The organism is Hymenobacter antarcticus (genome assembly GCF_039539545.1).
Lineage (GTDB): Bacteria > Bacteroidota > Bacteroidia > Cytophagales > Hymenobacteraceae > Hymenobacter > Hymenobacter antarcticus.
Genome location: NZ_BAABDI010000018.1, coordinates 62,822 through 86,013, shown reverse-complemented (window position 1 = coordinate 86,013; position 23,192 = coordinate 62,822). Strand labels below are relative to the sequence as shown.

Sequence of the window (23,192 nt, the reverse complement as noted above, 5' to 3'; positions counted from 1 at the left end):
ACGCCGGGGCTACATGTTTCAATCCGTCTTCTTGTCGGAATAGCTCAGGAGCTTCGGAGAAGGAGCGCAAGCGCCGGATGGGCATCGCGTTTCAATCCGTCTTCTTGTCGGAATAGCTCAGGAGCGTGTTCACCGACGACGCTGCACTTTACTCGGCTATGTTTCAATCCGTCTTCTTGTCGGAATAGCTCAGGAGCGAGGACGAAGCGACCTGCGTGGCTTCGGGCAACTTGTTTCAATCCGTCTTCTTGTCGGAATAGCTCAGGAGCGCAGCAGGCAGGCGGGCAGTCGCCAGCAGAGGCCGAGTTTCAATCCGTCTTCTTGTCGGAATAGCTCAGGAGCCTGATAGCAAGAATGTTGGTCGGATAGTAGTCATTATGTTTCAATCCGTCTTCTTGTCGGAATAGCTCAGGAGCTCGCCCGTGGGCTCAAGCTCACGGCCAAAGAATTGGTTTCAATCCGTCTTCTTGTCGGAATAGCTCAGGAGCACCATGCCCACCCTAACGACGAGCTTTACGGCGTCCTGTTTCAATCCGTCTTCTTGTCGGAATAGCTCAGGAGCGGGTATGAGCCGGTGAACAAGACCTGCTCGTTGGCAGTTTCAATCCGTCTTCTTGTCGGAATAGCTCAGGAGCACGGCCCGCAGGCGGATATCGCCCTGAATGGCTTCGGGTTTCAATCCGTCTTCTTGTCGGAATAGCTCAGGAGCGCCGGTTCGGGCGCGGGTTCGGCCGCTTGCTGCTTCAGTTTCAATCCGTCTTCTTGTCGGAATAGCTCAGGAGCCCGTCTCTAGACATAAGAGACTGATTTTTTGCAATTTGCTTGTAATCCTCATTTGCTCAAATTCATTGTTACGATAAGTCAAAGAACGTATATTCATCTTGCAAAGCGGAACATTCCGTAAAACCAGCTGACTGTTTACAAAGCAATTAAGCCCAAAATCAGCTGCTTGAGTCATAAATTACCACCCGGAGAACGCCTTAACGCGTACATATTTTCCGGTAAGTGCAAGTTACACAACGGCTTTTGTACTTCGTGGCTTTCGGATATAGGTTCTGTTCAATGATGTCCTGAACAGCGGCGGCGATGCGTTTCACGTCGTCCACGTTGGCGGGCGTAATCGGGACTTCCACCACCTTGTAGTTGCTACGGGTATAGACCAGGAAGCCCCGCGTCACCGGCTGGTCAAACGTGGCTTCAATAAGCCACGCGTAGCAGTATAACTGGGTTTGGTAAGTGCTGTATACCGTGTCCTTCCACTCGGCAAACTTATAATCCAGCGGGGCCAGCGTCCCATCGGCTAGTTGCAATACCTCATCGACACGGCCGCGCAGCATGTCATTGGTCAGGTATTGGTCGAGATGCTTACCCATCACGCCCAGCCGGCGGCGCAGGTAGTCCTTGTTCTGCTCCAACCGCTGGTCATGCAGGTGGCGCCCGCGCATGACTTTATAATCTTTGTCCTCCTGTTGGGGCACTCGTAGCACGTATTCGAAGTACGTGAACCGCGGGCAGTACAGATACTCAATCAGGTGCGAGGGCGTGAGCGACATGGCAAGTGAACCAGGAAAAGGGAAACTCAAAAAAACAGCGCCTGTATCTCGTCTGACACCAACGCCTTATCAAAAGCCTGGCCCAAGAGTACGGTTTGTTGCAGTTCGCTCTTATTCATGGGAAAGAGATAGACCTTGTCCACCTGCTCGTCTATCAACGCTTCGAGTTGCAGGGTGAGGGTGTCCTTTTGATTCGGTGTTAGCGTGCCCAGGAAACAGGAAAACTGCACCCGGTACAGCCCCGCCAGCAGGCAAGCCTTTGCCGCCTTGGTGCGGGCGCGGTCATTTTTAATATCGTAGAGGACCCAGGCAAGCATGGTTCAGGTTGTTTCGGGCAGCGGCGCACGACCGATGAGGGCATTTGCAAACTGATGGGCATCGGCCTGCAGGGTTACCCCGCGCAACAGGTTGCGGCCCCGATGACGAATGCTATCAGCGTCAAGAAAGCGACCAAATGACTCCACCAGCAGCGCCTTGCCCTCGGCATTGAGCGTCACGCCCTGGGCCAGCGGAGTGGTATGCGCCTGGTTCACCTTCTTGCCCGAAAACAGCCGAAACACCGTCTCGTCGGCCCAGGCGCGGTAGGGCTCGATGAAGTCGAACACCATGCTGAGCTGGTTGTAATCGTCGCGGTGCAGAAAGCCCAGGTACGGGTCCACGCCAGCTACCATCAGGGCCTTTTCCACCCGGCTGTATAGGATGCCGTAGGCATAGTTGAGGAAGGCGTTGAAGGCATCGGCCGCCGGCCGGCGGCTGCGCCCGGAAAACCGATAGTCGGGCGGCAGCACATAGCTCAGTGTCTCGAAGTAGAGGCGGCCGGCCGTGCCTTCCAGCCCCCGCAAGGTATCGGCCACGGCCGCCACCGTTGACGCTTCCTGGCGCTGAATTGATACAGCCAAGGCTTCAATACGGGTGATTTTATCGTTGAGAAAATCGGCATGCTGTGGCCGGTGCTTTTTCAGGTCTTTGATGAAGTCAACTTGGTTGCCCAGCTTCGCCAGCAACCAGCTTTTCACCCAGCGCAGTCCCTCCGCCGACAAGCTGGCTTCGAGCTGCGCCTTGCGGATTTTGGTGGTACTGCCCAGCTTGCTGTGCCAGATGCGGGCAATGGGGTCGCCATCGTGCTCCACGAACAGCAGGTCTACGTTGTGTTGCATCGCCAGCCGGATGGCATCGGTGCTTAGCGCCGAGCCAGTCGTCATCACAATTCCCGTCACCTTATGAGCTGCGAACTGCTTTTTCTCCACCACGCCCTGCTCATTCTTCTGACGAATCTCAAACGTCTCGTCCTTGACGTGCACGTAAGTGCCGTAGGTGTTGATGTGCAGGTGCATAGACAAACAAGAAGAAGGCACAAAATCAGCAGTGACGCGCTTCCAAGCGCAAGTGTCAATCCACCCGCTGCACGGCCCCGAAGCCCCTTGCGACGGATTTACCCAGCCCCAGGCCATCGGGCACGAGGACGTTGGCAATGAATTCGCCCCCGAAGCCCAGCATGGGTTGGTTTTTGAACTGTGTGACCACCGGCTCCCCCAGGGCCAGGTGCACGAGCAAGCGCGGCAAATCCGGGGCGTAAGCCCCGGCAGCCTTAAGCAGGGCCACCAGGTTGTTGGTGAGAATGCGGGTGAGCTGCGCGCGCTGCCCGGCCGGGTCCAGCTGCTGGTATTCGCGGTGGTTTTCCTGGTTCAGCGGCATCCAGCGCGTGGCGAAACGGTAGCGGTGCAGCTCAGCGCAGAACCCAATGGGGGCCGGCTGATGCACGATATGCTTAGCCTGCACTGCATAGTGCCGCCCGTCAATATCCAGCTCCCGGATGTGCAGAAACAGCTGCACCAGCAAATTAGCCCCGTCGCCCAATCCGACCAGCGTCGGCGTGCCGTCCAGCACCTTGTACTGCACCAGTGGGTACTGCTGCCGGTAAGTGCCATCCTCGTAGTGGTTGTGCAGCAAGGGCGAATGCGCTCGAAACAACTCCCCAAAGTAGCCCCGTAGCTTGTGCGCGTCGCGCGGCTGCAGATGGATTTCGGGGAAGGTAATGGTAGTCAGCGCCAAGGTATCAGAGCGCAAGGTGCTGGTTTTGGGGCTCGGCGTCACGCCGGAAGCCGGTGACGGGATGGTAGTACTCGGATAGCTCATGATGATTGACAACGTAAAGCCCCTCGCAGAGGCGATTGGATTCTCCCGCTTGCTCCAGCTCCTGCACTTTCAGTAAGTAGCCCGGCACGGAGACAATACGCTGATTGAAATCGCGCTTGTAAGGTTCAAATTCGGCCGGCGTGATTTGTTTGTACAGCAGTCGTTTAAACTGCACGCGCACTTCTTTTGCTTTCTCGTCCAACTCGATAAAGACGGACCGCGCCAACCCGTTATCGTTGATAATGCGAAACGACGAAACGGGACGTTTCTGGTCCTCGCGGTTATCATAGTTCAAGGCCTTCATGCTGGCAAAAATTGCTCTCGACTCGGCAAACCCGGTATTGGCGGCGGTAGCTTCGAAATAGCGACTGACCAGGGCCAGGTACTCCGGCTCAGGAATGGGCCGCTGCCCGTTGGCTGAAAACTCTTCCAAGGCACGGCGGGATTGCTGCGTGGTGATTTTATCGTAAATCTTCTCACAGTCTTCAAAATCCACGATATAAAGCGGTGATAAGGCGCGGGATACGTCATTTTCGCGGTTGATACGGCCCGCCACCTGTACGAGAGAGGCAATCGGGCCCAGGTCCCGGAAGCCCATGTCAAAATCCAGGTCTACCCCGGCTTCCACCACTTGCGTGGCCACGAGTAAGGGCTTTTTACCCGCCCGTAGGTCTGCCTTGATTTGGTGAATGATGCCCATCCGGCTGACCGGCACGACGTTGGTCGACAGATAATACAGCGGGTTGTCCAATTCTTGGTCAAGCAGGTATTCCTGCACCGCCTCGTATACCTGCACGGAACGCCGTACCAGATTACAAACCAGCAGGCCGGATTGGGTAGGCTGCCAATGCACCGAAAAAGCGTCCTCAATAAAGGCTGCCTCATCGGCTAGCGGCTGCGCAAGCAAGGACACCAGCTGCGTGCGCTGGAAAGTGGCAAAGACCCGCTCATAGTCCGGCAGCAGCTCCTGAACGACGGGCTCCAGCTCTTTTTCTGCCTTTAACAATACCTTGAAAGCCAACTGAAATGTGAGCGGCTTGGTAGCAGTCATCAGCAGCACGCGAGCGTTCAGGTACTTAGTCAGGTAATAGAATGCCGCGCCCACCAGCGGCAGTTGGCCTAGCTGCAAGGTCTGTACCTCGTCAAGAATGATAATGCTGCCGGCAAAGTGATTAAACTTAAGCAGCAGCTTATTGCGGTTGCCGATAAGCGTTTGCAACAGCTGCACGAACGAGGTAATAACCACGTCGCCCTGCCAGGTATCAACCAACATCCGTTGCTGATTGTAGGCAGCATTTTCTTCCGGTCCACCGGGGGTGCGCCGGTCCTTTAGTTGCTCTAGCGCATCGGCGTATTGGTAGTGCGCCAGTACGCGGGTCCCAAGCGTTTTCTCATATTCCGCAATGGCCTGCTCAATGATGTTGATAAAGGGCAGCCCGTAGATAATCTGCGGCAAGTAGCCCTCGCTGACCTGAATCTGGTCGCGCAGCCGAAGCGCAAAATCCAGTGCCGTCAATGTTTTGCCAATGCCCGTAGGGGCCGTCAGAGTAAAGAGCCGCTGCTGCTGAATTTCGGGTTGGTCGAGGGCCTGAAGCACCTGGCCGCGGACCCAGCCCCGTAGCTCATTCTGGGAAAGGGTGGCCAGGTCTGTTTCCGGTTGATAATGCGCCTTACCTAGCCGGTTTTCCACCGACTGCGTCAGCAATGACTGGCGCACATAGGGCACCGTATTGGAAGCATCCAGCTTATCGGCTTCAGTCAGCAGTGAAAAGGCGTAGTTCAACAGAAAATACCAGCGCGGACTCTGCGGCGCTTCATCTTCGCCTAAATAGCGGCTGATGAGCCGCTGAAAAGGCTTTTTATCCGGAAAAAAGAGGAAAGGGTGTACCTGGTCCAAACCTCCATCTGCCAGCGCCATCATCAGCTCCGCCTGTAAACTACTCAGTTGGCGAGTGAAAACGTCGGCATGCCCTTCTGTTGCCGTTACCAACTGGCGAAACTCGCTAAGGTCTGACAGGCTTTTGTGGTGATGCACCACCAGGTAACAGGCCAGCAGGCCAAGCCAGTCGCGGCCTTCACTGCGGTACCAGTTATACAGGGCGTAGGCCCCGAATTTGGCATGTTGCTTCAGCTCCGTTTCAAATGGCCCATCATCCAGTAGATAATGCTGGAAGTGGGGGGTGTATTTACCCAGGTCGTGGAGCTGGCAAATGCGCTCGACCAACTCGGCAACGGCCGCCGCTTCAGGGAAAGTATGCCCGGCAAAGAAGGCTTTTTTGGCCTTATCACCCACGCCGGCTACGTGGTGCCGCAGCATCTTAGACCCGTTGCGCTGACCGTTGTGCGTCGTGCTGTGCGAATAGTAGGTTTTCATTCCAGAAACAGCAGCCGCTGCGTTTCGCCGTATTCGTGAAGCTCCAGGTATTCACCTGTGACTTGTGCCCGGAGCGGCTGGCCATCGGTGCTGAACAGCACCCGATTCATCGCGACGAGCTCGCGCTGGTAATCGCCCATAAAATCAGCGGGCAGTAATTCTTCTTCCAGCGACAAGGCCACCCCGCCAGTCAGGGTAGATGGCAAGTGCTGGATGCGGTCGGTGGGCACGGTGGAATGAAATTCCTGCACTTCCTGGCTGGTAGTCGGGCGGGCTTGCTGGTGCAGCTGCACGTTTTCGAGCGTGGCCGAAAAGTTGGCGGTGCCGAGCGATAAGGCAAAATGAGGCCCTTTACCGGCCATCAACTGCCCAACCAGCTGGTCGAATACCGGCTGACCACTCACCGTAGGAGCCACATATACCCGGTAGCGCACCATATCACGGGTCAGGTCGTAGCCCGTGATGATTTCGAAGGGGAGTTGAATGTGGCCTTTCGAGCCATCCAGGTCACGGCTGGCCTCCACCTTTAAAAAATTGAGTCGGTGAAAGCTCTTCTTGAGAGGTGACCGCACCCCTACGCCCAAGCGCAGGTGCTGGCCCCCCAGCGCTTCGTAGTAGCTATCGCGAGGCAGGCCCAACATAGCCGCCAGCACACCCATGAGCGTAGTGCGCGGCGGTACGCTAAAGCTCATGGCAGTGTTGTTGGCGTAGTATTTTCGGAAGTGTGCCATCTTCCCCACCAGGTCAAACACCAGGACCTGCATCAGGCGCGGGGTTTGGGGTTGTCAAACGTCAGGCCCGCCCCGGTGCGCACGATGGCGTAATCCACTGCGTCGTTTTCGGCAATGGCGCGCGCCAGGGCTGACAGGTCGACCGTCAGGTCATCGAGACGGCGCACGGCTTTTTCATCGTCGGTTTTGGCCGTCGTTTGCACGTAGCCGCGTAGGTCGCCCAGCTGGCCATTAGCCACGCCGTCCTTATACACTACCTCCACATACAGCTTGGGATACTGATTGAGCTTTGAGCGGGTGGGCAGCGCGGGAATGCTGTCCCACAATGCCTGGCGGAATAGCGCAACGTCCTCGTCCGTCAGGCCAGAGGTCTGAGCAGCGTAGCGGTTAATGCTGCCATTAAATGCCAGTAGGCTGTAATGCACCCGGTAGTCCTTGCCGAAAGTGCCGTTATCATCATTCATTGTGGAAGCGATGGTACTCGAATCGACCAGCTTCACGCGGTTGAGGGAGTAGCCCCAGTTGAGCTGCACCGGCCCGGTGTAGGCCCGGTTAAACCCTTCGACGGCAAAGGCACTACCAAAGAGACGGATATCGACGAACTGTAGCTTCACCAGCTGCGCCAGTAGGTAGAGGCTTAAAGTCCGGTTCTCCTTGCTTTGCAGCTTTTTGAATACTTTATCCGGGGCCTTCTCGGCGTCTATCAGCTGCTGTAGTTGCGCCCGCAGCTCCGGTTTTTCCGCAAACATGCTGTCCATCTCGGCAGCATCCACCACCAATCGGCCCACCACTGCCTGCAACTTTGACGCAGGGCTGACCTTCGCCCCATCTTCGCCGTCCACGAAAATAGCGTGACCGGTGGCCTTCAGGTAGTCGCGGATATAGCGCTTTACCCGCGTGTCGGTCACCAGATTGGTGTCGGTGTCATAATCCATCCGAGGCTTGTTCTCCTGGTCGGGGTCGCCGTTGGGATTGCACTGCGTAGCGTCGTAAAGAAACAGAAAATCGGAGTTGCGTTGAAGTAAAGACATGAGGTGAAATTGGAAAAGTAGGAAAGATTATTTCGTGGCGAAAGTGTAGCCCGACAAGATGAAAAACAGGGCCTCCTCTGGTACCATCTTCCAATCATTCACCTCTTCAAAATAGCGGTGAAAGTTGGCCAGCAGGGGTTCCAGGAACCGATGCAGATTGAACTGCCGGGACTTATCGGCCAGGTCATTGCGCAGCCGTACGATGGCTTGCTTATCCATGCCCGAATAGTTCAGCTTGTTAAGCACTGGCTTAGATTCGTAGCCTTTGCGGAATTGCTCGTAAGCTACCGTATTCAGAGCCCGACCCAAATAAAACAGGGCTTTCTGTGCCGGCGTGTAGTTCGTGAGCTGGAAAAAGCCTTCTACTTTTTGCTGGTATTCTGAAAGGTCTTTTACTGGCTCTGCGTCCTCCGTTTCCGGCAGGGTTATTTGGGGTTCGTCCATGTCAGCTAGCAGGTGAAATTGGGTGAGAATAGAAAAGAGAGCGAGGTACTGGTATACCGAATTCCGAACCGCAAAATCAAATGCCTGCGCGGCCGTCAGCTTATCATTGGGATTGTTGTCGTATATGTTGCCGTAGGCCGCGTAGCGCCGGTAACGATGGCAAAGCACCAAGTCCCGGAAGTGCTCAAATAACGCCCGGCGGGCAATGGGCCGGCGCTCCAGAATTTGCTTGAACAATAGCAGCGCGGCGTTACGCTTTTCCTTGTCCTTCCGCACGGGTACTAGGCTGTACACCGTGAATAAGTTGAAGCGTAACGGACCCATTAAGTGCTCCCACGGTAGTTCAGGAGCCTGTCGCCATTCCGAATCCAGTTGCTGAAACGCGGCCAGTAACTGAGAAAAATAGGTTTGGCTGACATCCTCAATCAAGTTGATGGTCTTAAAGAAATTCCCATCCGATTCAAAGCCCAGGAAAGTAATCCAGTACACGTCCGGGTCTTCTTCCTCCAATTGGTCAATGGTGGCCGTCAGCTTCTTTTGAAACTGAAAAAGCATATCGGCTTTACGATTCAGGCGCGGCAACTTGCTTTCCACAGGGGTGTGGTCAGTGCTGAGCAACTTAGGTAGCAACAGGTGGTCGATGCCAGCGATGCGCACTTTGTAGCCATCAAGCAGCATCTTGGAGCCGCGTTCCAGCAGCACCTGAGCAGCATCACTCACCTGGTAGTTTTGGGCAAAATCGTTTTTGGCGAATAATGGCGCGTAGTGCAAGGTCGTTTTCACGAACATGCTGTTAAGGCTGTATCCTCTAGGAATGGCTAGTTGACTTACATCGTCATGATACTGGCCCGTGGCATGGCACAAACGGGCCGCGCCGCCCGCCGCCCGCAAGGGCTTGAAGCGCGCCCGGACAAATTCCGTATAGCCCGCTATGGCCCGCATTTCGCCGTCGACCAACTGAACAATAGGTGTGAAGTCCAGGATGCCCAACGCAGTTGCCTTAACCTGAGCATAGACCAGCACGACCTGTTGAGTTGCTGTCAGCTTCCGACCTTCAAGAAGTTGCCGCAGGGTGATTTCTCCCTTTTCATTTGCTACTAGCGGCAGGTATGCTTCACGCAGATGGAATAGCTGCCGCAGTACTTCGGCCAAGTCCGTATCCTGGAGGCCGGGGTACTTCGCCAACTCCGCCAGTAATTCTCCTTTATCGGCGGAGGCGTTCTTTCCAAAGAACGTTTTGGTGAACTGAACCAGGTTTTTACGCCCGTCTACACACACGTAAATAGATGGATTATTCCCCCCGGCTACTGCCAGATTGAACCAGTGCCGCACACTATCCGGCTCGTACTCTGAGAAGTCGCCAAGGCTCACCTCCCCGGCATCCAGGTCGAAGCAAACGGGCAGGCAGTAGCTGGTAATGGAATCACCTTTTTTATTTTCCGTCTCAACGGTGGGTATTCTGAGTAAGTCGTCCCACTCGCCCAAGTTGCGTTCGCCCTGCTGGCCCAGCTTTAATAAGGTTTGTAGCATAGAAGTTGTCCTTTGGTCAAATGTATATTGGTAGATGTGACAACTTGTGTCCACTCAAAACTCACCACCTTGCCCGCCCCACCTTCTCCCGCAAAAATTCCCGAAACTCCGTCGGCTCCACGACTTCCACTTCCGTCGGCAGGCCTAGCACAAAGCGGCCGATTCCCAGGTAACTGCGGACTTCGCCCCGAAACAGATAGCCCAGGTCCGACGCGGGCACCGGGTCGGGTAGCACATAGGAGCGGGCTGCGGCGTGTTCTTCTACCAGCAGGCGGTAAGCGCGGGCGGTGAGGCGTAGCGTCACCGTGAGCCAGGCCGGACCGGTCATGCCAAATACATCCAGATGCTCTTCCGAGGCGGGATGGTCGCATGGCGTAGCCAATACCTCAATGGCTTCGATGCGCCGGATTTTGTAAGTGCGCAGCTGGCCGCTCTCAACTTCCACCGCGTTTAGCTGGGCATAGTTATCCGTTAGGGCCAGGGGTTCCACTTCACGGTCGCGTACCGTGCCTGAGTTCGGCGATTGGTAGCGCAGCAGGCGCACCCGGCACCGGTCTTTTATAGCCGCGACCAGCTGCTGTACCACGCGCCCCTGGTGCATGTCCAGTAGTTCATCCGCCAGCGGAATCAGCTCAGACGTCAGATAGAGCTTGCGGCGCAGGCTTTCCCCCAGCGGGCTTTCCAAGTCAAGCGCCGCTAGTGCCTGGCGCATCACCCCAATTTCTTCCGGTGAAAAGTAGGACGGCTTATCGGGTTCAGCTTCGAAAATAAACTTGCGGCGTTGCCCATCCTCGTCAATGAAGTACCCGATTTCTTCCAGCAGGGCCAGATAGCGGGTAATGGTGCGCGGATGGCAGTCGAAAGCCTGTGCCAGCTCTGGTAAGGTGCGGCCCGGCTGCTGCTTGAGCAGGCGAATCAAGGTGAATACGCGCAGTAGCTTCGCTTGCTCAATCATATGCTGGTAGAATAAGACCCAATGATAAGCTAGCAGCACCCAATTGGCTTGCCCTGTTTCTTTGGAGTGGTATTAAAGACCGCAGCCAGCCGGTTTTTTGTTGTAGCCGTTACACAAAGGCAACGCCTTTTTAAAACAGAGTTGGAAGAAGGAATATATCGAAGCGGTGTTACCGGCTTTGACTGACTTTTTCGGCAAAAAGCCGTATCTTTGCCCTACAAAAAAAGTATCCGCCACATCGGTTCTGCCGGTGCTGTTTGGTTGGTACCGTAAAATTCTTCGGTCACAAGCTTCGGCTTGCTGTTTGACCGGAAGCCCACCCCACTGAGGGTGGGTTTTTTTTTGCCTACCGCTCTGCTCCATGCCGCCCCGCCCCATCCGCCACTTTACCAAGCCCGCTATTGACTTCACGCAGCAGCTGCAAAAGCTGCAGGCCCGGGGCCTGGTGGTAGCGGACGAGCCGCGGGCCCTGCGCTACCTGGCCAACATCAGCTACTACCGGCTCAGCGGCTATTGGGGTAGCTTCCTGGTGCCCGGTACCAGCCACTTTCAACCGGGCACCACGCTGGATGACATTCTGCACCGCTATCAGTTCGATAAGCAGCTGCGCCTACTGTGTCTGGAGGCTATTGAGCGGCTGGAAATTTCCTTCCGTACCCAACTCATCTATCACATCACCCGCTACACGGGCGATAACAACTGGTACGAGCAGGCCCGCTTTTTCAAGCGCGGGACGCCCGCCGAGCAAGCGGCGTCGGCCCGGCTACTCTCAACCATTCGGGGCGAGCTGGACCGGGCCAAAAGCAAAACCTTCATCGCCGACTACTACCGCTTCTACGACCAGCCCCGCAACCCGCCCGCCTGGATGGTGCTGGAGCTGCTTTCCTTCGGCACGCTCTACAACCTCTTCAATCAGTTCGTGGACACCATGCCCAAACTGGCCATTGCCAACCACTTCCATTTGGCCCTGACGGTGTTCAATTCCTGGATGCAGAGCATTAACGGCGTTCGCAACAAATGCGCGCACCACGACCGGCTGTGGGACATCTCCATGAAACCCATGCTCTCCAACCAGCGGGGGCATGCCGGGTACTGGCTCACGGAGCCCAATGTAACAGCCATCAATACCAAAATCTACTACACGCTTTCCATCTTCAACTTCCTAATGGTGCAGGTCAGCCAGACTTCCAGCTTTGGGCGGCGCATCGTGGCCCTGCTGCGCGAATACGACATCATTGCTTTGGGCCTGCACCAGCAGCACATGGGGTTCCCGGCCAGATGGGACCGGGAAATCATGTGGCTGGAGCCGTAAACACTCGCAAAATCAGCGTTACCTCCTCCTTCTATCTTTGCCATCATTTTAGTACTGCCCTGGTCTATATGATGTTTGATGGTGATTCCGCCGAACGATTTGAAGCCGATTTTCCCGCTTTCGATGCCACGCTGGGCGTGCCCTACGAGGATGCGCTACGCTTGGTGCGGGGCCATCTTCGCTCTTACGAGCCGACCGCTCTGCCGGGGCTGCTGGGCTGTTGCACGGACCTGAACGTGGCCATTGATGCGGAGCAGTTGCACCGGGTGTACTATGGCCCCTTGGTCAAGCAGGAACTAAAATTGATTCAGAACCTGCTGCGCGTATTTGGTTACCAGGCCAGCCTGCTGGGTTTCGATGTTGGACCAATACGAGGCAAGACGCGGTACATGCTCTTCCTGGCTACGCAGGGTCGACTGGACCGTTTCCAACGGGAGTTGGCCGACTTCGACGCGGAGGCACAGTAGAGTAAACTGGTTGAGTGGCCCTTCTTCCAATCGGGCGGATTTACACGGTAAGCCTTTCCCTGGTTACCCGGTGGCCACAAGAGTTGGAACAGAATTTCCCGTTAAGCACGGAGCGTACGGGAGTACTTGTCCACCGAGTAGCCAAACGAGTAGGCTTCGGTTCCCTGCTAATTTTAGGCTTCCCCTTCAGAATATACCCCCCAAGCATGGACCAGCTTCGCATGATAGAGTACCAGCCGCGCCACTGGCGCGTGGTGTATCCGGCGGTCGTGTTGCAGCATGAGACGCTGTTTCAGCAGGGCAAAGCGCTGCACACGGCCGCGCCCTTGGAAGCGGAACGCATTTACCGGCAAATCATGGCGGCCTGCGGGGAGCTGCACCTGGATGCGGTGTCGCATCTGGGGATGCTGCTCAACAACCGCACACCCGGCCTGGGCCTCACGTACCTGATGCAGGCATTTATGCAGGCCCGGCTATTGTTTCCCAAGGCCTTCGAGGAAGGCCGGGACATGCTGCTCTACGAATCTACGGGCAACGGCTTCGTGCTGACCGCCTACTATGCCATGGGTGTGGAGCTGCAAAAAGCAAAGAAATGGACCGAAGCGCTGGCCCTGTTCGAGTTTCTGGTGTTGATTAATCCAAAGGATAACCACGGGGCCGGGCGGTGGATTGCGGGCCTGAAGGAGCGGATAGCGGCTGCGGGCGGAAACCCGGACCCGGAAGCTATTTCGCTGGTCAGGCCCTAGGCGACCAGTAAACAAATAGGGGGAAATCGCCGACTCCGCAAGATTAGCTGAGAGCCAGTTAAGGTTCCGTTCGGTTAACTTTTGGACCAGACTTTTAATCAGGGAGCCGGCAAACCAAGAATATAAGCTTGCGGCTCGTGCTCTGCTACTTCGCTTGGACGCAATTCGGTTTGTGCTCTGTAGCCCTCGAAGCAGCAGTAACTGAGGCGTAACCTTCGTCAAATGTATCATTGTAGCACACTTCCGCTTCGCTGCACTCAGTGACGGGGCCGGTGCGAAGCACTGGTCAGTCGTTGGGATGGAAAGTTGTTGGCTGTTTAGTGTGGGCGGGCTAAAAGAAAGGTTTTGTCCGTTAAAATCGTTTTCGCAAGCCCTATAGTAGCCCTACTGGCCAGGGGTGCAACCTTGCAACCGGGTGCGACCGGTTAACGGACAAAACCTGTTAATTAGCGTGTTTTCTGTTAATAGTAGTAATAAATAGTAGAAAAATGCAATCACTGTTTTTTGCTATTTTATGCCTCCCTTTTTGTTGTTTTTCCTGATTTCCCTAGCGGCAGTGGTACAAAACCACCACCCTAAAAGCTACTTTTTTTTCGGAACAACAAATTTGTGGGTCTTTTTAGTATTTACTCTATTTGCAGGGTGCCGTAAGTATTTAATAGATAGATTCTTGTACCGATTTAGAAACAGGTTTTGTCCGTTAGCTAACAGGTTTTGTCTGCCAACTAACAGGTTTTGTACGCTGGCTAACAGGTTTTGTCCGTCCAACTAACAGGTTTTGTACGTCAATTAACAGGTGCTGATTTTTTACAGTTAATTTGGTCTTTCGTCTCTATCTTTGGTCTCCTACCCCACCCCACTTTATGCCTACCATTCCACAGTCTAATCAGAAGGCGGCCCCTGCTTCCCAGGCTACTGCCGTGGTAATTGTACCACCGGGCAATCCTGTTGAAATCCGGCAAAGCAATGCCATCACTACGGCCCGGTATGACATGACGGCGTTGGAGATGGACATCATCTTTGCCCTGCTCTCGCGGCTCAACAAAGATGATAAGCCGGGGACCATGTACCGCCTGCGGGTGCAGGAACTGGAGCAGCTTACCGGGCGGGAATGGAATTACCATCGGCTTGGGCCCGCGGTCGAGGCGCTGGTGGGCCGGTGCTACCATATCGAGGACGGTAACTCGTGGCTGAAGGTGACCATGCTGGCTTCGGCCGAATACATCAAAGGACACGGCGTTATCGAACTGGAAATATCGGAGAAGCTGCGGCCTTACCTCATTGACTTAAAAAACAACTTCACCAGCTACCGTCTGCAGTCCGTGCTCAGCCTGACCAGCAAGTACGCCAAGCGCGTCTACGAGCTGGCGTCGCAGTGGAAGGACATTGGGGCCACCAAAACCTATTCCCTGGACGAGTTCAAGTACATGCTCAGCCTGAAAGACCCAACGGGCAAGGAACCGGAACAGTACGTGCAGATTTCCAACCTGAAAAAGTTCGTGCTGGACATTGCCGTAGAGCAAATCAATGAGCATACTGATTTAACCATTTCCTATAAGCTGAACAAAGTTGGCCGCTCCTTCCAGAGTGTTTGCTTTTACGTCGTTCGGCAACAGCCGCAGCAGCTCCCGATTCCCTTTGAGCTCAGCGACGAGGATGCCCGCAAACAGACTGCACGTAAAAACCTTGAAGACCTGGGAATCAAGGACCCGGCGCTGGTCAAGCACATCCTCACCACGGAGACGGTACTGGTGGAACTATTTGCATTTATGTACAAGTACAAGACCGGCAAAATAAAGGCCACCAGCAATGCAGGAGGCCTTTTTCTCAAAATGTGCGGATTGGCGGGCAAAAGAACTATAACCTAATTGGAGCGCATCAAAAAGTGTGGGGCAATCGGGTTAAGCGGCCATCGGTAGGAGGGCACCAGCAGTAGTCAAGAGCCCAGTGGCCGCGACTGCCCCACACTTTTTGATGCGCTCCTTACACGACCATTTCCTTGTTTCACAAAGGGCTTACTGCAACGCATGCTGGCAAGAAGCCCGCAAGGATGTAAGTTCCCAAAGTCGACCCGCAGAAAGACACCGTTTGGAGATACCCGCTCCCGCGCCGTACTTTCGCAGAGTAAACTTTAGGGGTGTCCTGCTTGCCAGGACTGAGATGATACCCTTGGAACCTGAACAGGCTAGCACCTGCGGAGGGAAAAGTAACAGCGACTTCAATGGACCGTACGCGGCCCTGTTGTTGCGCCGACTATTGTTTACGGTTTGATTTTCTACCGCCTAATCCCTGGCTGTATGGTCTGCTATGTAAACGATTCGCCGCAACCGGTGCCGCCGGCCGGTACCCTGCTCCAGGTGCTCGCCGCCCTGGCGCTGGCCGAAACCCGCGGCATTGCCGTGGCCCTCAACGACCACGTAGTGCCCCGCGGGGCCTGGCCCGACCAACCCATCCAAGCACACGACCGGATTACGGTCATTCGCGCCACTCAGGGCGGTTGAGCTCCATTTATTCCCTCGTTCGATGAAGAAAAAAGACCAGGCCCCGCACCAGACGCTGGTGGAGCGCCAGCCCCTCACCGGCTCCCGCAAGATATACGTACCCGGCACGCTGCACGACATTCGGGTGGCCATGCGCGAAATCGTGCTCGCCGACACCGAGCGCAAGTTCGATTTCGTGAACCCCACCGAGACGAACGCGCCCGTGACGGTGTACGATACCAGCGGCCCCTACACCGACCCGAACGTGGCAATCGACCTGAAAAAAGGCCTGCCGCGCCTGCGCGAAAGCTGGATTCTGGAGCGCGGCGACGTGGAACGCCTGACCGGCACCACGTCCGACTACGGCCAGCAGCGCGCCGCCGACACCAGCCTCGACCACCTGCGCTTCGAGCACATCGCGGCCCCGCTGCGCGCCAGGCCCGGCTCCAACGTGAGCCAGATGCACTACGCCCGGCAGGGCCTCATCACGCCGGAGATGGAGTACATCGCCATTCGCGAAAACCAGCGCATCGACGAGCTGGCGGCCGACGACCCGCTGCGGGCCCAGCACCGCGGCCACAGCTTCGGGGCCAACACGCCGCAGGGCCACATCACGCCCGAATTTGTGCGGCAGGAAGTGGCCGCCGGCCGGGCCGTGATTCCCTCCAACATCAACCACCCCGAGAGCGAGCCGATGATTATCGGGCGCAACTTTTTGGTGAAAATCAATACCAACATCGGCAATTCGGCCGTGACTTCTTCAATTGAGGAAGAGGTGGATAAGGCCGTATGGAGCTGCCGCTGGGGCGGCGATACGCTGATGGATTTGAGCACCGGCAAAAACATCCACGAAACCCGCGAGTGGATTATCCGCAACTGCCCGGTGCCGGTGGGCACGGTGCCCATCTACCAGGCCCTGGAAAAGGTGAACGGCAAGGCCGAGGACCTGACCTGGGAGCTGTTCCGCGACACGCTGATTGAACAGGCCGAGCAGGGTGTGGACTACTTCACCATTCACGCGGGTGTGCTGCTGCGCTACGTGCCGATGACCGCCAAGCGCGTGACCGGCATCGTGTCGCGCGGGGGCTCGATTATGGCCAAATGGTGCCTGGCGCACCACCAGGAGAGCTTTCTGTACACGCACTTTGAGGAAATCTGCGAAATTATGAAGGCCTACGACGTGGCCTTCTCGCTGGGCGACGGCCTGCGCCCCGGCTCCATCGCCGATGCCAACGACGAAGCCCAGTTCGCGGAGCTGGAAACCCTGGGCGAGCTCACCAAAATTGCCTGGCAGCACGACGTGCAGGTGATGATTGAGGGCCCCGGCCACGTGCCCATGCACCTCATCAAGGAGAACATGGACAAGCAGCTGAAGGAGTGCCACGAGGCACCGTTTTACACGCTGGGGCCGCTGACCACGGACATCGCGCCCGGCTACGACCATATCACCTCGGCCATCGGCGCGGCCATGATTGGCTGGTTTGGCACCGCCATGCTCTGCTACGTGACGCCCAAGGAGCACCTGGGCCTGCCCAACAAGCAGGACGTGAAAGACGGCGTCATCGCCTACAAAATCGCGGCCCACGCCGCCGATTTGGCCAAGGGCCACCCGGGAGCGCAGTATCGCGACAACGCCCTGAGCAAAGCTCGCTTCGAGTTCCGCTGGGAAGACCAGTTCAACCTGGCCCTCGACCCCGACACGGCCCGCGCGTACCACGACGAAACCCTGCCGGCCGAAGGGGCCAAAGTGGCCCACTTCTGCTCGATGTGCGGCCCGCACTTCTGCTCGATGAAAATCACGCAGGAGGTGCGTGACTACGCGGCCAAGCAGGATATGACCGCCAGCGAAGTGCTGGCCAGCGGCATGGCGGAGAAGGCGCGCGAGTTTGTAAACAAGGGCAGCGAGATTTATCTATAAACTGTCGAAAAAGACCGTCATGCTGAGCGCAGCCGAAGCATCTCTACCGCGCAACTAATCAGTGCCGCTGCAACGAAGCGGTAGAGATGCTTCACTGCGTTCAGCATGACGGTCTAAAGTCCTAATTAATGCCCCAGCCCCCGCGTCCCTACGCCCTCAGCATTGCCGGTTTCGACCCAAGCGCGGGAGCGGGCCTGCTGGCGGATGTAAAAACGCTGGAAGCCAGCGGCGTGTACGGGCTGGGCGTCTGCACGGCGCTCACGGTGCAGAACGACGTGGCCTTTGAGCGCGTGGACTGGGTGCCGGCGGGGGTAATCCGGGACCAGATTCGCATCCTGTTGGCGCGGTTTCGAGTTGATTTTATCAAAATCGGGCTGGTCGAAAGCCTACCGGAACTGCTGGAGCTGGTGAGCTGGCTGCAGGGGCAGAATCCACGCCTGCAAATCGTGTGGGACCCCGTGCTGCAGGCCACGGCCGGCTACGAATTCCACCGCGAAACCGACCGCGAATTGGTTCAGGCATTGTGCGCCAAAATGGCCCTGATTACGCCTAACCGGCTCGAAATGCAACGATTGTGGCCCCACGAGTCGGCCGATACGGCGGCGGCACTCGTGAGTGCTTTTTGTCCGGTGCTGCTCAAAGGCGGGCACGCCGAAGGAACACACGCCACCGACCTGCTGCTGGCCGGCGGCGAGCGGCACGAATTCAGCGCCCCCCGGCTGCCCCAGGGCGAGAAGCACGGCAGCGGCTGCGTGCTGTCGGCGGCGGTGTTGGCCGGGCTGGCCAACGGGCAAAACCTGGTGGAAGCCTGCCGTGCGGGCAAGGCCTACACCACCGCTTTTCTGGCCAGCAACGACACGCGCCTGGGCTATCATTCAATATAATAATCCGACCATGAAAATCAACACGCTCCACTACATCACCACCAATCCCGCCGCGGCCGAGCTGGCCTGCCAGGGGGGCGTGCGCTGGGTGCAGCTCCGGGTGAAAAACCAGCCCTACGCTACGTGGAAGCAGTTGGCGCTGGACACCCAGGCCGTAGCCCGCCGCTACGGGGCCACGCTGCTCATCAACGACAACCCCCGCCTGGCCCAGGAAATCGGGGCCGACGGCGTGCACGTGGGCGCGGCCGACATGCCGCCCGCCGAGGCCCGCGAAATGCTGGGGGCGAAGTTTATCATCGGCGGCACGGCTAACACCTTTGCCGACGTGCAGCGGCTGGTCGCCGCCGGGGTCGATTACGTGGGGCTCGGCCCGTTTCGCTTCACTCGCACCAAGGAAAAACTCAGCCCGATTCTGGGCCTGGCGGGCTACGCCGAAATTCTCCACCAGTGCCGGGCCGCGGGCCTGACGGTGCCGATTATCGGCATTGGGGGCATCGTATTGGCCGATGTAGGGGCGCTGCGGGCTACTGGCCTGCATGGCATCGCCGTGTCAGGCAGCATCGGGCAGGCTGAAAATCCAGTGGCGGCGGCTCGGTTTTTTATGAACGAATTGGCGGCCGGGACCGCCGTTTAAGCAGACACTATGGCAACTCAACCACTGGTCATTGCGGACCGCACGTTCTCCTCACGCTTGTTCACCGGCACGGGTAAATTCAGCTCGTCATCGTTGATGGAAGAGGCCCTGCTGGCCTCCGGCTCCGAGCTGGTGACGGTGGCCCTGAAGCGGGTGAACGTGGCCGATGCCGGGGACGACATTTTGCGGCACCTGGCTCATCCGCAGTTTCAGCTGCTGCCCAATACCTCCGGCGTGCGCACGGCGAAGGAGGCCGTTTTTGCCGCCCAATTGGCCCGCGAGGCGCTCGAAACCAACTGGCTCAAGCTCGAAATTCACCCCGACCCTAAGTACCTGCTGCCCGACCCCATCGAAACCCTGAAAGCCGCCGAGGAACTGGTGAGGCTGGGTTTCGTGGTGCTGCCCTACATCCACGCCGACCCGGTGCTGTGCAAGCGCCTGGAAGAAGTGGGCGTGGCGGCCGTGATGCCCCTGGGCGCACCCATCGGCTCGAACAAAGGCTTGCTGACGCGGGAATTTCTGGAAATCATCATCGCTCAGAGCAAAGTGCCGGTGGTGGTCGATGCCGGTATTGGCGCGCCCTCGCACGCGGCGGCGGCCCTGGAAATGGGGGCCGCCGCCGTGTTGGTGAACACGGCCATTGCCGTAGCGGGCAATCCGGTGGCAATGGGCACCGCTTTCAAAATGGCGGTGGAAGCTGGGCGCATGGCCTACGAAGCCCGGCTGGCCGGGCCGGTGCTACACCGCGAAGCAGTGGCCAGCTCACCGCTCACCGCATTTCTGGATAGGTAGGTAATGATTAATGGTCAGCGGTTAATAAATAGAACTCGCTCATTAATCATCAATCATTGACCATTAATCACTAAAAAAAATGAGCTTCCAACCCGTTTTTGAAGCCCTCCCCTGGGACGCCGTGAAGGCCAGCATCTACGCCAAAACGGCGGCCGACGTGGAGCAGGCGCTGGCCGCGCCGCGCCGCACCCTGGAGGATTTCAAGGCCCTGATTTCACCCGCCGCCGGGCCGTACCTGGAGCAGATGGCCCAACGCAGCCACCAGCTCACGCGCCAGCGGTTCGGCAACACGGTGCAGCTGTACGTGCCGCTTTATTTATCGAACGAGTGCCAGAATATCTGCACCTACTGCGGCTTTAGCTTAGACAATAAAATTGCCCGCCGCACCCTGAGCAGCGTCGAGATGCTGCAGGAAGCCGCCGTGCTCAAGGAGTGGGGCTACGACCACGTGCTGCTGGTGACCGGTGAGGCCAACCAAACGGTGGGCGTGGAGTACCTGGAAAAAGCGCTGCGTACGCTGCGGCCGCACTTCGCGCACCTCTCCATTGAAGTACAGCCGCTGGACCAGGCCGACTACGAACGCCTCATTCCCGAGGGCCTGAATACCGTGCTGGTGTACCAGGAAACGTACCACCAGGACGACTACAAAAAGCACCATCCGAAGGGCAAGAAATCGAATTTCCACTACCGCCTGGATACGCCGGACCGGCTGGGCCGGGCCGGCATCCACAAAATGGGCCTCGGCGTGCTCATCGGGCTGGAGGACTGGCGCACCGATTCCTTTTACACCGCGCTGCACCTTGACTACCTGGAACGCACCTACTGGCAGACCAAGTTCAGCCTGTCCTTCCCGCGGCTGCGGCCCGCCGAAGGGCTTTTGCAACCCAAAGTGGAGATGAGCGACCGGGAGCTGGTGCAACTGATTTGCGCCTATCGCCTGCTGAACGAAGAAGTCGAGCTGTCAATTTCAACCCGCGAAAGCCCCGCCTTTCGCGACCACGTGGTGAAGCTGGGCATCACCAGCCTCAGCGCGGGCTCCAAAACCAACCCCGGCGGCTACGCGGTGGCGCCGGAGTCGCTGGAGCAGTTCGAAATTTCGGACGAGCGCAGTCCGGCCGAGGTGGCGGCCATGCTGCGCCGCCAGGGCTACGAACCCGTGTGGAAAGATTGGGACGCCACCCTCACCGCCCTGGCCCGGTGAGCGCCGCGCCGCTTTCGGCCGCCGAAACCACGCGCTACAGTCGCCACCTGCGGCTGCCTGAAATTGGCACGGCCGGCCAGCAAAAGCTGAAAGCCGCCCGGGTGCTGGTCGTGGGCTGTGGCGGCCTGGGTTGCCCGGTCCTGCAATACCTGGCCGCCGCGGGCGTGGGCACCCTCGGCTTGCTCGATTTTGATACCGTGGACGACAGCAACCTGCAGCGTCAGGTGCTCTACGCCACCGCCGACGTGGGCCGGCCCAAAGCCGTGGTGGCCGGCGAGAAGCTGGCCGCGCAAAATCCATTCATTGCCTTGAACATCCACCAGGCGCTGCTTTCCGCCGCCAATGCGCTGGTGCTGTTCGCCGGCTACGACCTCGTCGTGGATTGCTCCGATAATTTCGCCACCCGTTACCTCGTGAACGACGCCTGCCTACTCCTGGGCAAGCCGTTGGTGTTCGGGGCTATTTTTAAATTCGAGGGCCAGGTATCGGTGTTCCATTACCAACACGGCCCCACCTACCGCTGCCTGTACCCGACGCCGCCCGGGCCCGGCGACGCGCCGAGCTGTGCCGAGATAGGCGTATTGGGGGTGTTGCCGGGCCTGGTGGGCACCTTGCAAGCAGCGGAGGCCCTAAAAATTATTCTGGGACTGGGCGACGTGTTGGCCGGGCGCTTGCTGTTGGTCGATGCCCTGAGCATGCGCTTCCAGACCATTCACTTCCGGGCCGTGGCGGCCAACCAGCAGCTCACCGCGCTGGCCCCCGACTACCCTGCTTTCTGCGGCGCACCGCCGCTGCCAGCTGCCCCGGTGCGCGCGCCCGAAATCAGCGCCGGGGAGCTGAAAAAATGGCAATCGGACAACCGCCCGTTTGTGCTGCTCGATGTGCGCGAGCCGCACGAACACGCCCGGCGCAACATCGGGGGCCTTCCGATACCCTTGGGCCAACTGGCCGACCAACACCATCTCCTCCCCACCGACTTGCCGGTGGTGGTGCACTGCGCCAGCGGCGGGCGTAGCCAGCGGGCCGCTCAGCTGCTGCTCGCGCAGGGGTTTGACGAAGTGTATTCGCTCCGCAATGGGTTAGCCGACTATTGATTGCAGCCGGCCAACTGCCGCCACCGGGTCGGCACTTTGCCACACGGAACCCAGCACGGCGGCCCCCGCAAAACCAGCTTGGCGCACGGCCGCCAGCCGGTGCTCATCGATGCCCCCCAGGGCCATTACCTGCGGCCCGTACCCGGCACGGCCACGCAGGGCCGCCAGCGCTTTTGTCAGGGCTTCTATAGTGAAAGCAGCGGGATAATTCAGCTTGCTCAGACTGTCGAAAATAGGGCTCAGAAAGACGTAGTCGTAGTGCCGCCGGTGTTCCCGCAGCTCGGCCAGGTGGTGAAAAGAGGTAGACAAGGTTTGGCCGGGTAGCAGCAGGGGGCGCCGGCGGCAAGCCGCGCGGGCTGCGGCGGTTAAGTGCAGCCCACCCAACCGAAATTCCCGGACCAGCGAGGGCTGCCCGTGAACCACCACGCGCGTGAGGTGCCGGACTGGTAGACGGGCCAGGTAGTCGGCTATTGCCGCCGGCTCCCACGCCGGCTTGCGCAGGTGGAACCGGGCCAGCCCCGCAGCCAGCATTTCCCCGACCAATTCCGTCTCGTCAGCCACGGCCGCGGGTGGTGAAATAAGGAACAGTTTCATAGCAAACCCAAAGTACTGGCCTTGGTTAAAAGTTTGGTCCAAAAGTAAAACGGCGGGCTGGAAATCAGCTTCCATTGGACGATGGATAAGCCCTCTGCGTCAAATTAGCGGGGGTTTCCATGGTTTATCGGAGAAGTCGAACTTTCCTTGACAATGACGCAACGGCCAACTCTTCAGCGTGCCGTCATCTATTCAACGTAGGTCGAAGTGTTAGTAGTTGGCCCTGCTATATGCAGAATCGACGAGGGTACCGAACGGGTCAACAAGGTGGGGCCAGCAGGATACGTCGAGGCTCCACTTTCTGGTCCCATTCAAA

At 57.8% G+C, this 23,192-nt stretch carries 21 protein-coding genes, 1 CRISPR repeat array and 1 riboswitch (1 of these 23 cut by a window edge); of the genes, 11 read left to right on the top strand and 10 right to left on the bottom strand.

Annotated features, from left to right (window positions below; translation table 11 throughout):
• Positions 1-783: direct repeats of the CRISPR family, unit length 37 nt; unit sequence GTTTCAATCCGTCTTCTTGTCGGAATAGCTCAGGAGC; it reaches 5,480 nt to the left of the window's first position.
• 197 nt (positions 784-980) lie between these two features.
• The 9 genes from cas4 to ABD819_RS13495 all read right to left on the bottom strand — a co-directional run bounded on the left by cas4 (position 981) and on the right by ABD819_RS13495 (position 10,754).
• Positions 981-1,553 (bottom strand): CRISPR-associated protein Cas4, encoded by a 573-nt coding sequence (gene cas4 / locus ABD819_RS13535; protein WP_345125196.1) that lies wholly within the window; start codon positions 1,551-1,553, stop codon positions 981-983.
• Positions 1,554-1,579: 26 nt separating this feature from the next.
• Complete coding sequence (cas2, locus tag ABD819_RS13530) at positions 1,580-1,870, bottom strand: CRISPR-associated endonuclease Cas2 (RefSeq protein WP_345125194.1); 291 nt, start codon at positions 1,868-1,870, stop codon at positions 1,580-1,582.
• Between the two features lie 3 nt (positions 1,871-1,873).
• Positions 1,874-2,887, bottom strand: a complete 1,014-nt coding sequence (gene cas1, locus ABD819_RS13525; protein ID WP_345125193.1) for a CRISPR-associated endonuclease Cas1 — start codon at positions 2,885-2,887, stop codon at positions 1,874-1,876.
• A 55-nt stretch (positions 2,888-2,942) separates the two neighbouring features.
• Positions 2,943-3,620 (bottom strand): CRISPR-associated endonuclease Cas6, encoded by a 678-nt coding sequence (locus ABD819_RS13520; RefSeq protein ID WP_345125191.1) that lies wholly within the window; start codon positions 3,618-3,620, stop codon positions 2,943-2,945.
• Positions 3,610-6,063 (bottom strand): CRISPR-associated helicase Cas3', encoded by a 2,454-nt coding sequence (gene cas3, locus ABD819_RS13515; protein ID WP_345125189.1) that lies wholly within the window; start codon positions 6,061-6,063, stop codon positions 3,610-3,612. The genes ABD819_RS13520 and cas3 overlap by 11 nt, the downstream gene beginning before the upstream one ends.
• Positions 6,060-6,827, bottom strand: coding sequence for a CRISPR-associated protein Cas5 (gene cas5 / locus ABD819_RS13510; RefSeq protein ID WP_345125188.1), 768 nt, complete (start codon positions 6,825-6,827; stop codon positions 6,060-6,062). The genes cas3 and cas5 overlap by 4 nt, the downstream gene beginning before the upstream one ends.
• Positions 6,827-7,825: a type I-B CRISPR-associated protein Cas7/Csh2 gene (gene cas7b, locus ABD819_RS13505; protein WP_345125186.1), complete on the bottom strand. Its 999-nt coding sequence runs from the start codon at positions 7,823-7,825 to the stop codon at positions 6,827-6,829. The genes cas5 and cas7b overlap by 1 nt, the downstream gene beginning before the upstream one ends.
• A 27-nt stretch (positions 7,826-7,852) precedes the next feature.
• A complete protein-coding gene (locus ABD819_RS13500) occupies positions 7,853-9,799 on the bottom strand; it encodes a TM1802 family CRISPR-associated protein (protein WP_345125185.1) in 1,947 nt (648 codons plus the stop codon).
• 61 nt (positions 9,800-9,860) lie between these two features.
• Positions 9,861-10,754: a helix-turn-helix transcriptional regulator gene (locus tag ABD819_RS13495; protein ID WP_345125183.1), complete on the bottom strand. Its 894-nt coding sequence runs from the start codon at positions 10,752-10,754 to the stop codon at positions 9,861-9,863.
• 361 nt (positions 10,755-11,115) lie between these two features.
• Between ABD819_RS13495 and ABD819_RS13490 the strand changes: the two genes are divergently transcribed.
• The 11 genes from ABD819_RS13490 (at position 11,116) to moeB (ending at position 22,282) form a co-directional block, all read left to right on the top strand.
• On the top strand, positions 11,116-12,066 hold the full coding sequence (locus tag ABD819_RS13490; RefSeq protein WP_345125182.1) for an Abi family protein: 951 nt from the start codon (positions 11,116-11,118) through the stop codon (positions 12,064-12,066).
• 68 nt (positions 12,067-12,134) lie between these two features.
• Entirely contained in the window at positions 12,135-12,533 is a 399-nt protein-coding gene (locus tag ABD819_RS13485; RefSeq protein ID WP_345125181.1) for a hypothetical protein, read from the top strand.
• Between the two features lie 206 nt (positions 12,534-12,739).
• Positions 12,740-13,279, top strand: coding sequence for a hypothetical protein (locus ABD819_RS13480; RefSeq protein ID WP_345125179.1), 540 nt, complete (start codon positions 12,740-12,742; stop codon positions 13,277-13,279).
• An 863-nt stretch (positions 13,280-14,142) separates the two neighbouring features.
• Positions 14,143-15,147: a replication initiation protein gene (locus tag ABD819_RS13475; RefSeq protein ID WP_345125178.1), complete on the top strand. Its 1,005-nt coding sequence runs from the start codon at positions 14,143-14,145 to the stop codon at positions 15,145-15,147.
• Positions 15,148-15,402: 255 nt separating this feature from the next.
• Positions 15,403-15,499, top strand: a riboswitch (TPP riboswitch).
• Positions 15,500-15,576: 77 nt separating this feature from the next.
• Complete coding sequence (gene thiS / locus ABD819_RS13470; RefSeq protein ID WP_345125177.1) at positions 15,577-15,780, top strand: sulfur carrier protein ThiS; 204 nt, start codon at positions 15,577-15,579, stop codon at positions 15,778-15,780.
• A gap of 22 nt (positions 15,781-15,802) precedes the next feature.
• A complete protein-coding gene (gene thiC, locus ABD819_RS13465) occupies positions 15,803-17,677 on the top strand; it encodes a phosphomethylpyrimidine synthase ThiC (protein WP_345125175.1) in 1,875 nt (624 codons plus the stop codon).
• 128 nt (positions 17,678-17,805) lie between these two features.
• Positions 17,806-18,561 (top strand): bifunctional hydroxymethylpyrimidine kinase/phosphomethylpyrimidine kinase, encoded by a 756-nt coding sequence (gene thiD, locus ABD819_RS13460; RefSeq protein WP_345125174.1) that lies wholly within the window; start codon positions 17,806-17,808, stop codon positions 18,559-18,561.
• Positions 18,562-18,571: 10 nt separating this feature from the next.
• Positions 18,572-19,195: a thiamine phosphate synthase gene (locus ABD819_RS13455; protein ID WP_345125171.1), complete on the top strand. Its 624-nt coding sequence runs from the start codon at positions 18,572-18,574 to the stop codon at positions 19,193-19,195.
• A gap of 9 nt (positions 19,196-19,204) precedes the next feature.
• Entirely contained in the window at positions 19,205-19,987 is a 783-nt protein-coding gene (locus ABD819_RS13450; RefSeq protein ID WP_345125169.1) for a thiazole synthase, read from the top strand.
• Between the two features lie 79 nt (positions 19,988-20,066).
• Positions 20,067-21,188 (top strand): 2-iminoacetate synthase ThiH, encoded by a 1,122-nt coding sequence (gene thiH / locus ABD819_RS13445; RefSeq protein WP_345125167.1) that lies wholly within the window; start codon positions 20,067-20,069, stop codon positions 21,186-21,188.
• Positions 21,155-22,282, top strand: coding sequence for a molybdopterin-synthase adenylyltransferase MoeB (gene moeB, locus ABD819_RS13440; RefSeq protein WP_345125166.1), 1,128 nt, complete (start codon positions 21,155-21,157; stop codon positions 22,280-22,282). Before thiH ends, moeB begins: the two co-directional genes overlap by 34 nt.
• On the opposite strand, the gene ABD819_RS13435 is transcribed toward moeB, so the two are convergent.
• Positions 22,268-22,876 (bottom strand): thiamine phosphate synthase, encoded by a 609-nt coding sequence (locus ABD819_RS13435; protein WP_345125164.1) that lies wholly within the window; start codon positions 22,874-22,876, stop codon positions 22,268-22,270. The genes moeB and ABD819_RS13435 overlap by 15 nt on opposite strands.
• Positions 22,877-23,192 lie beyond the last annotated feature (316 nt).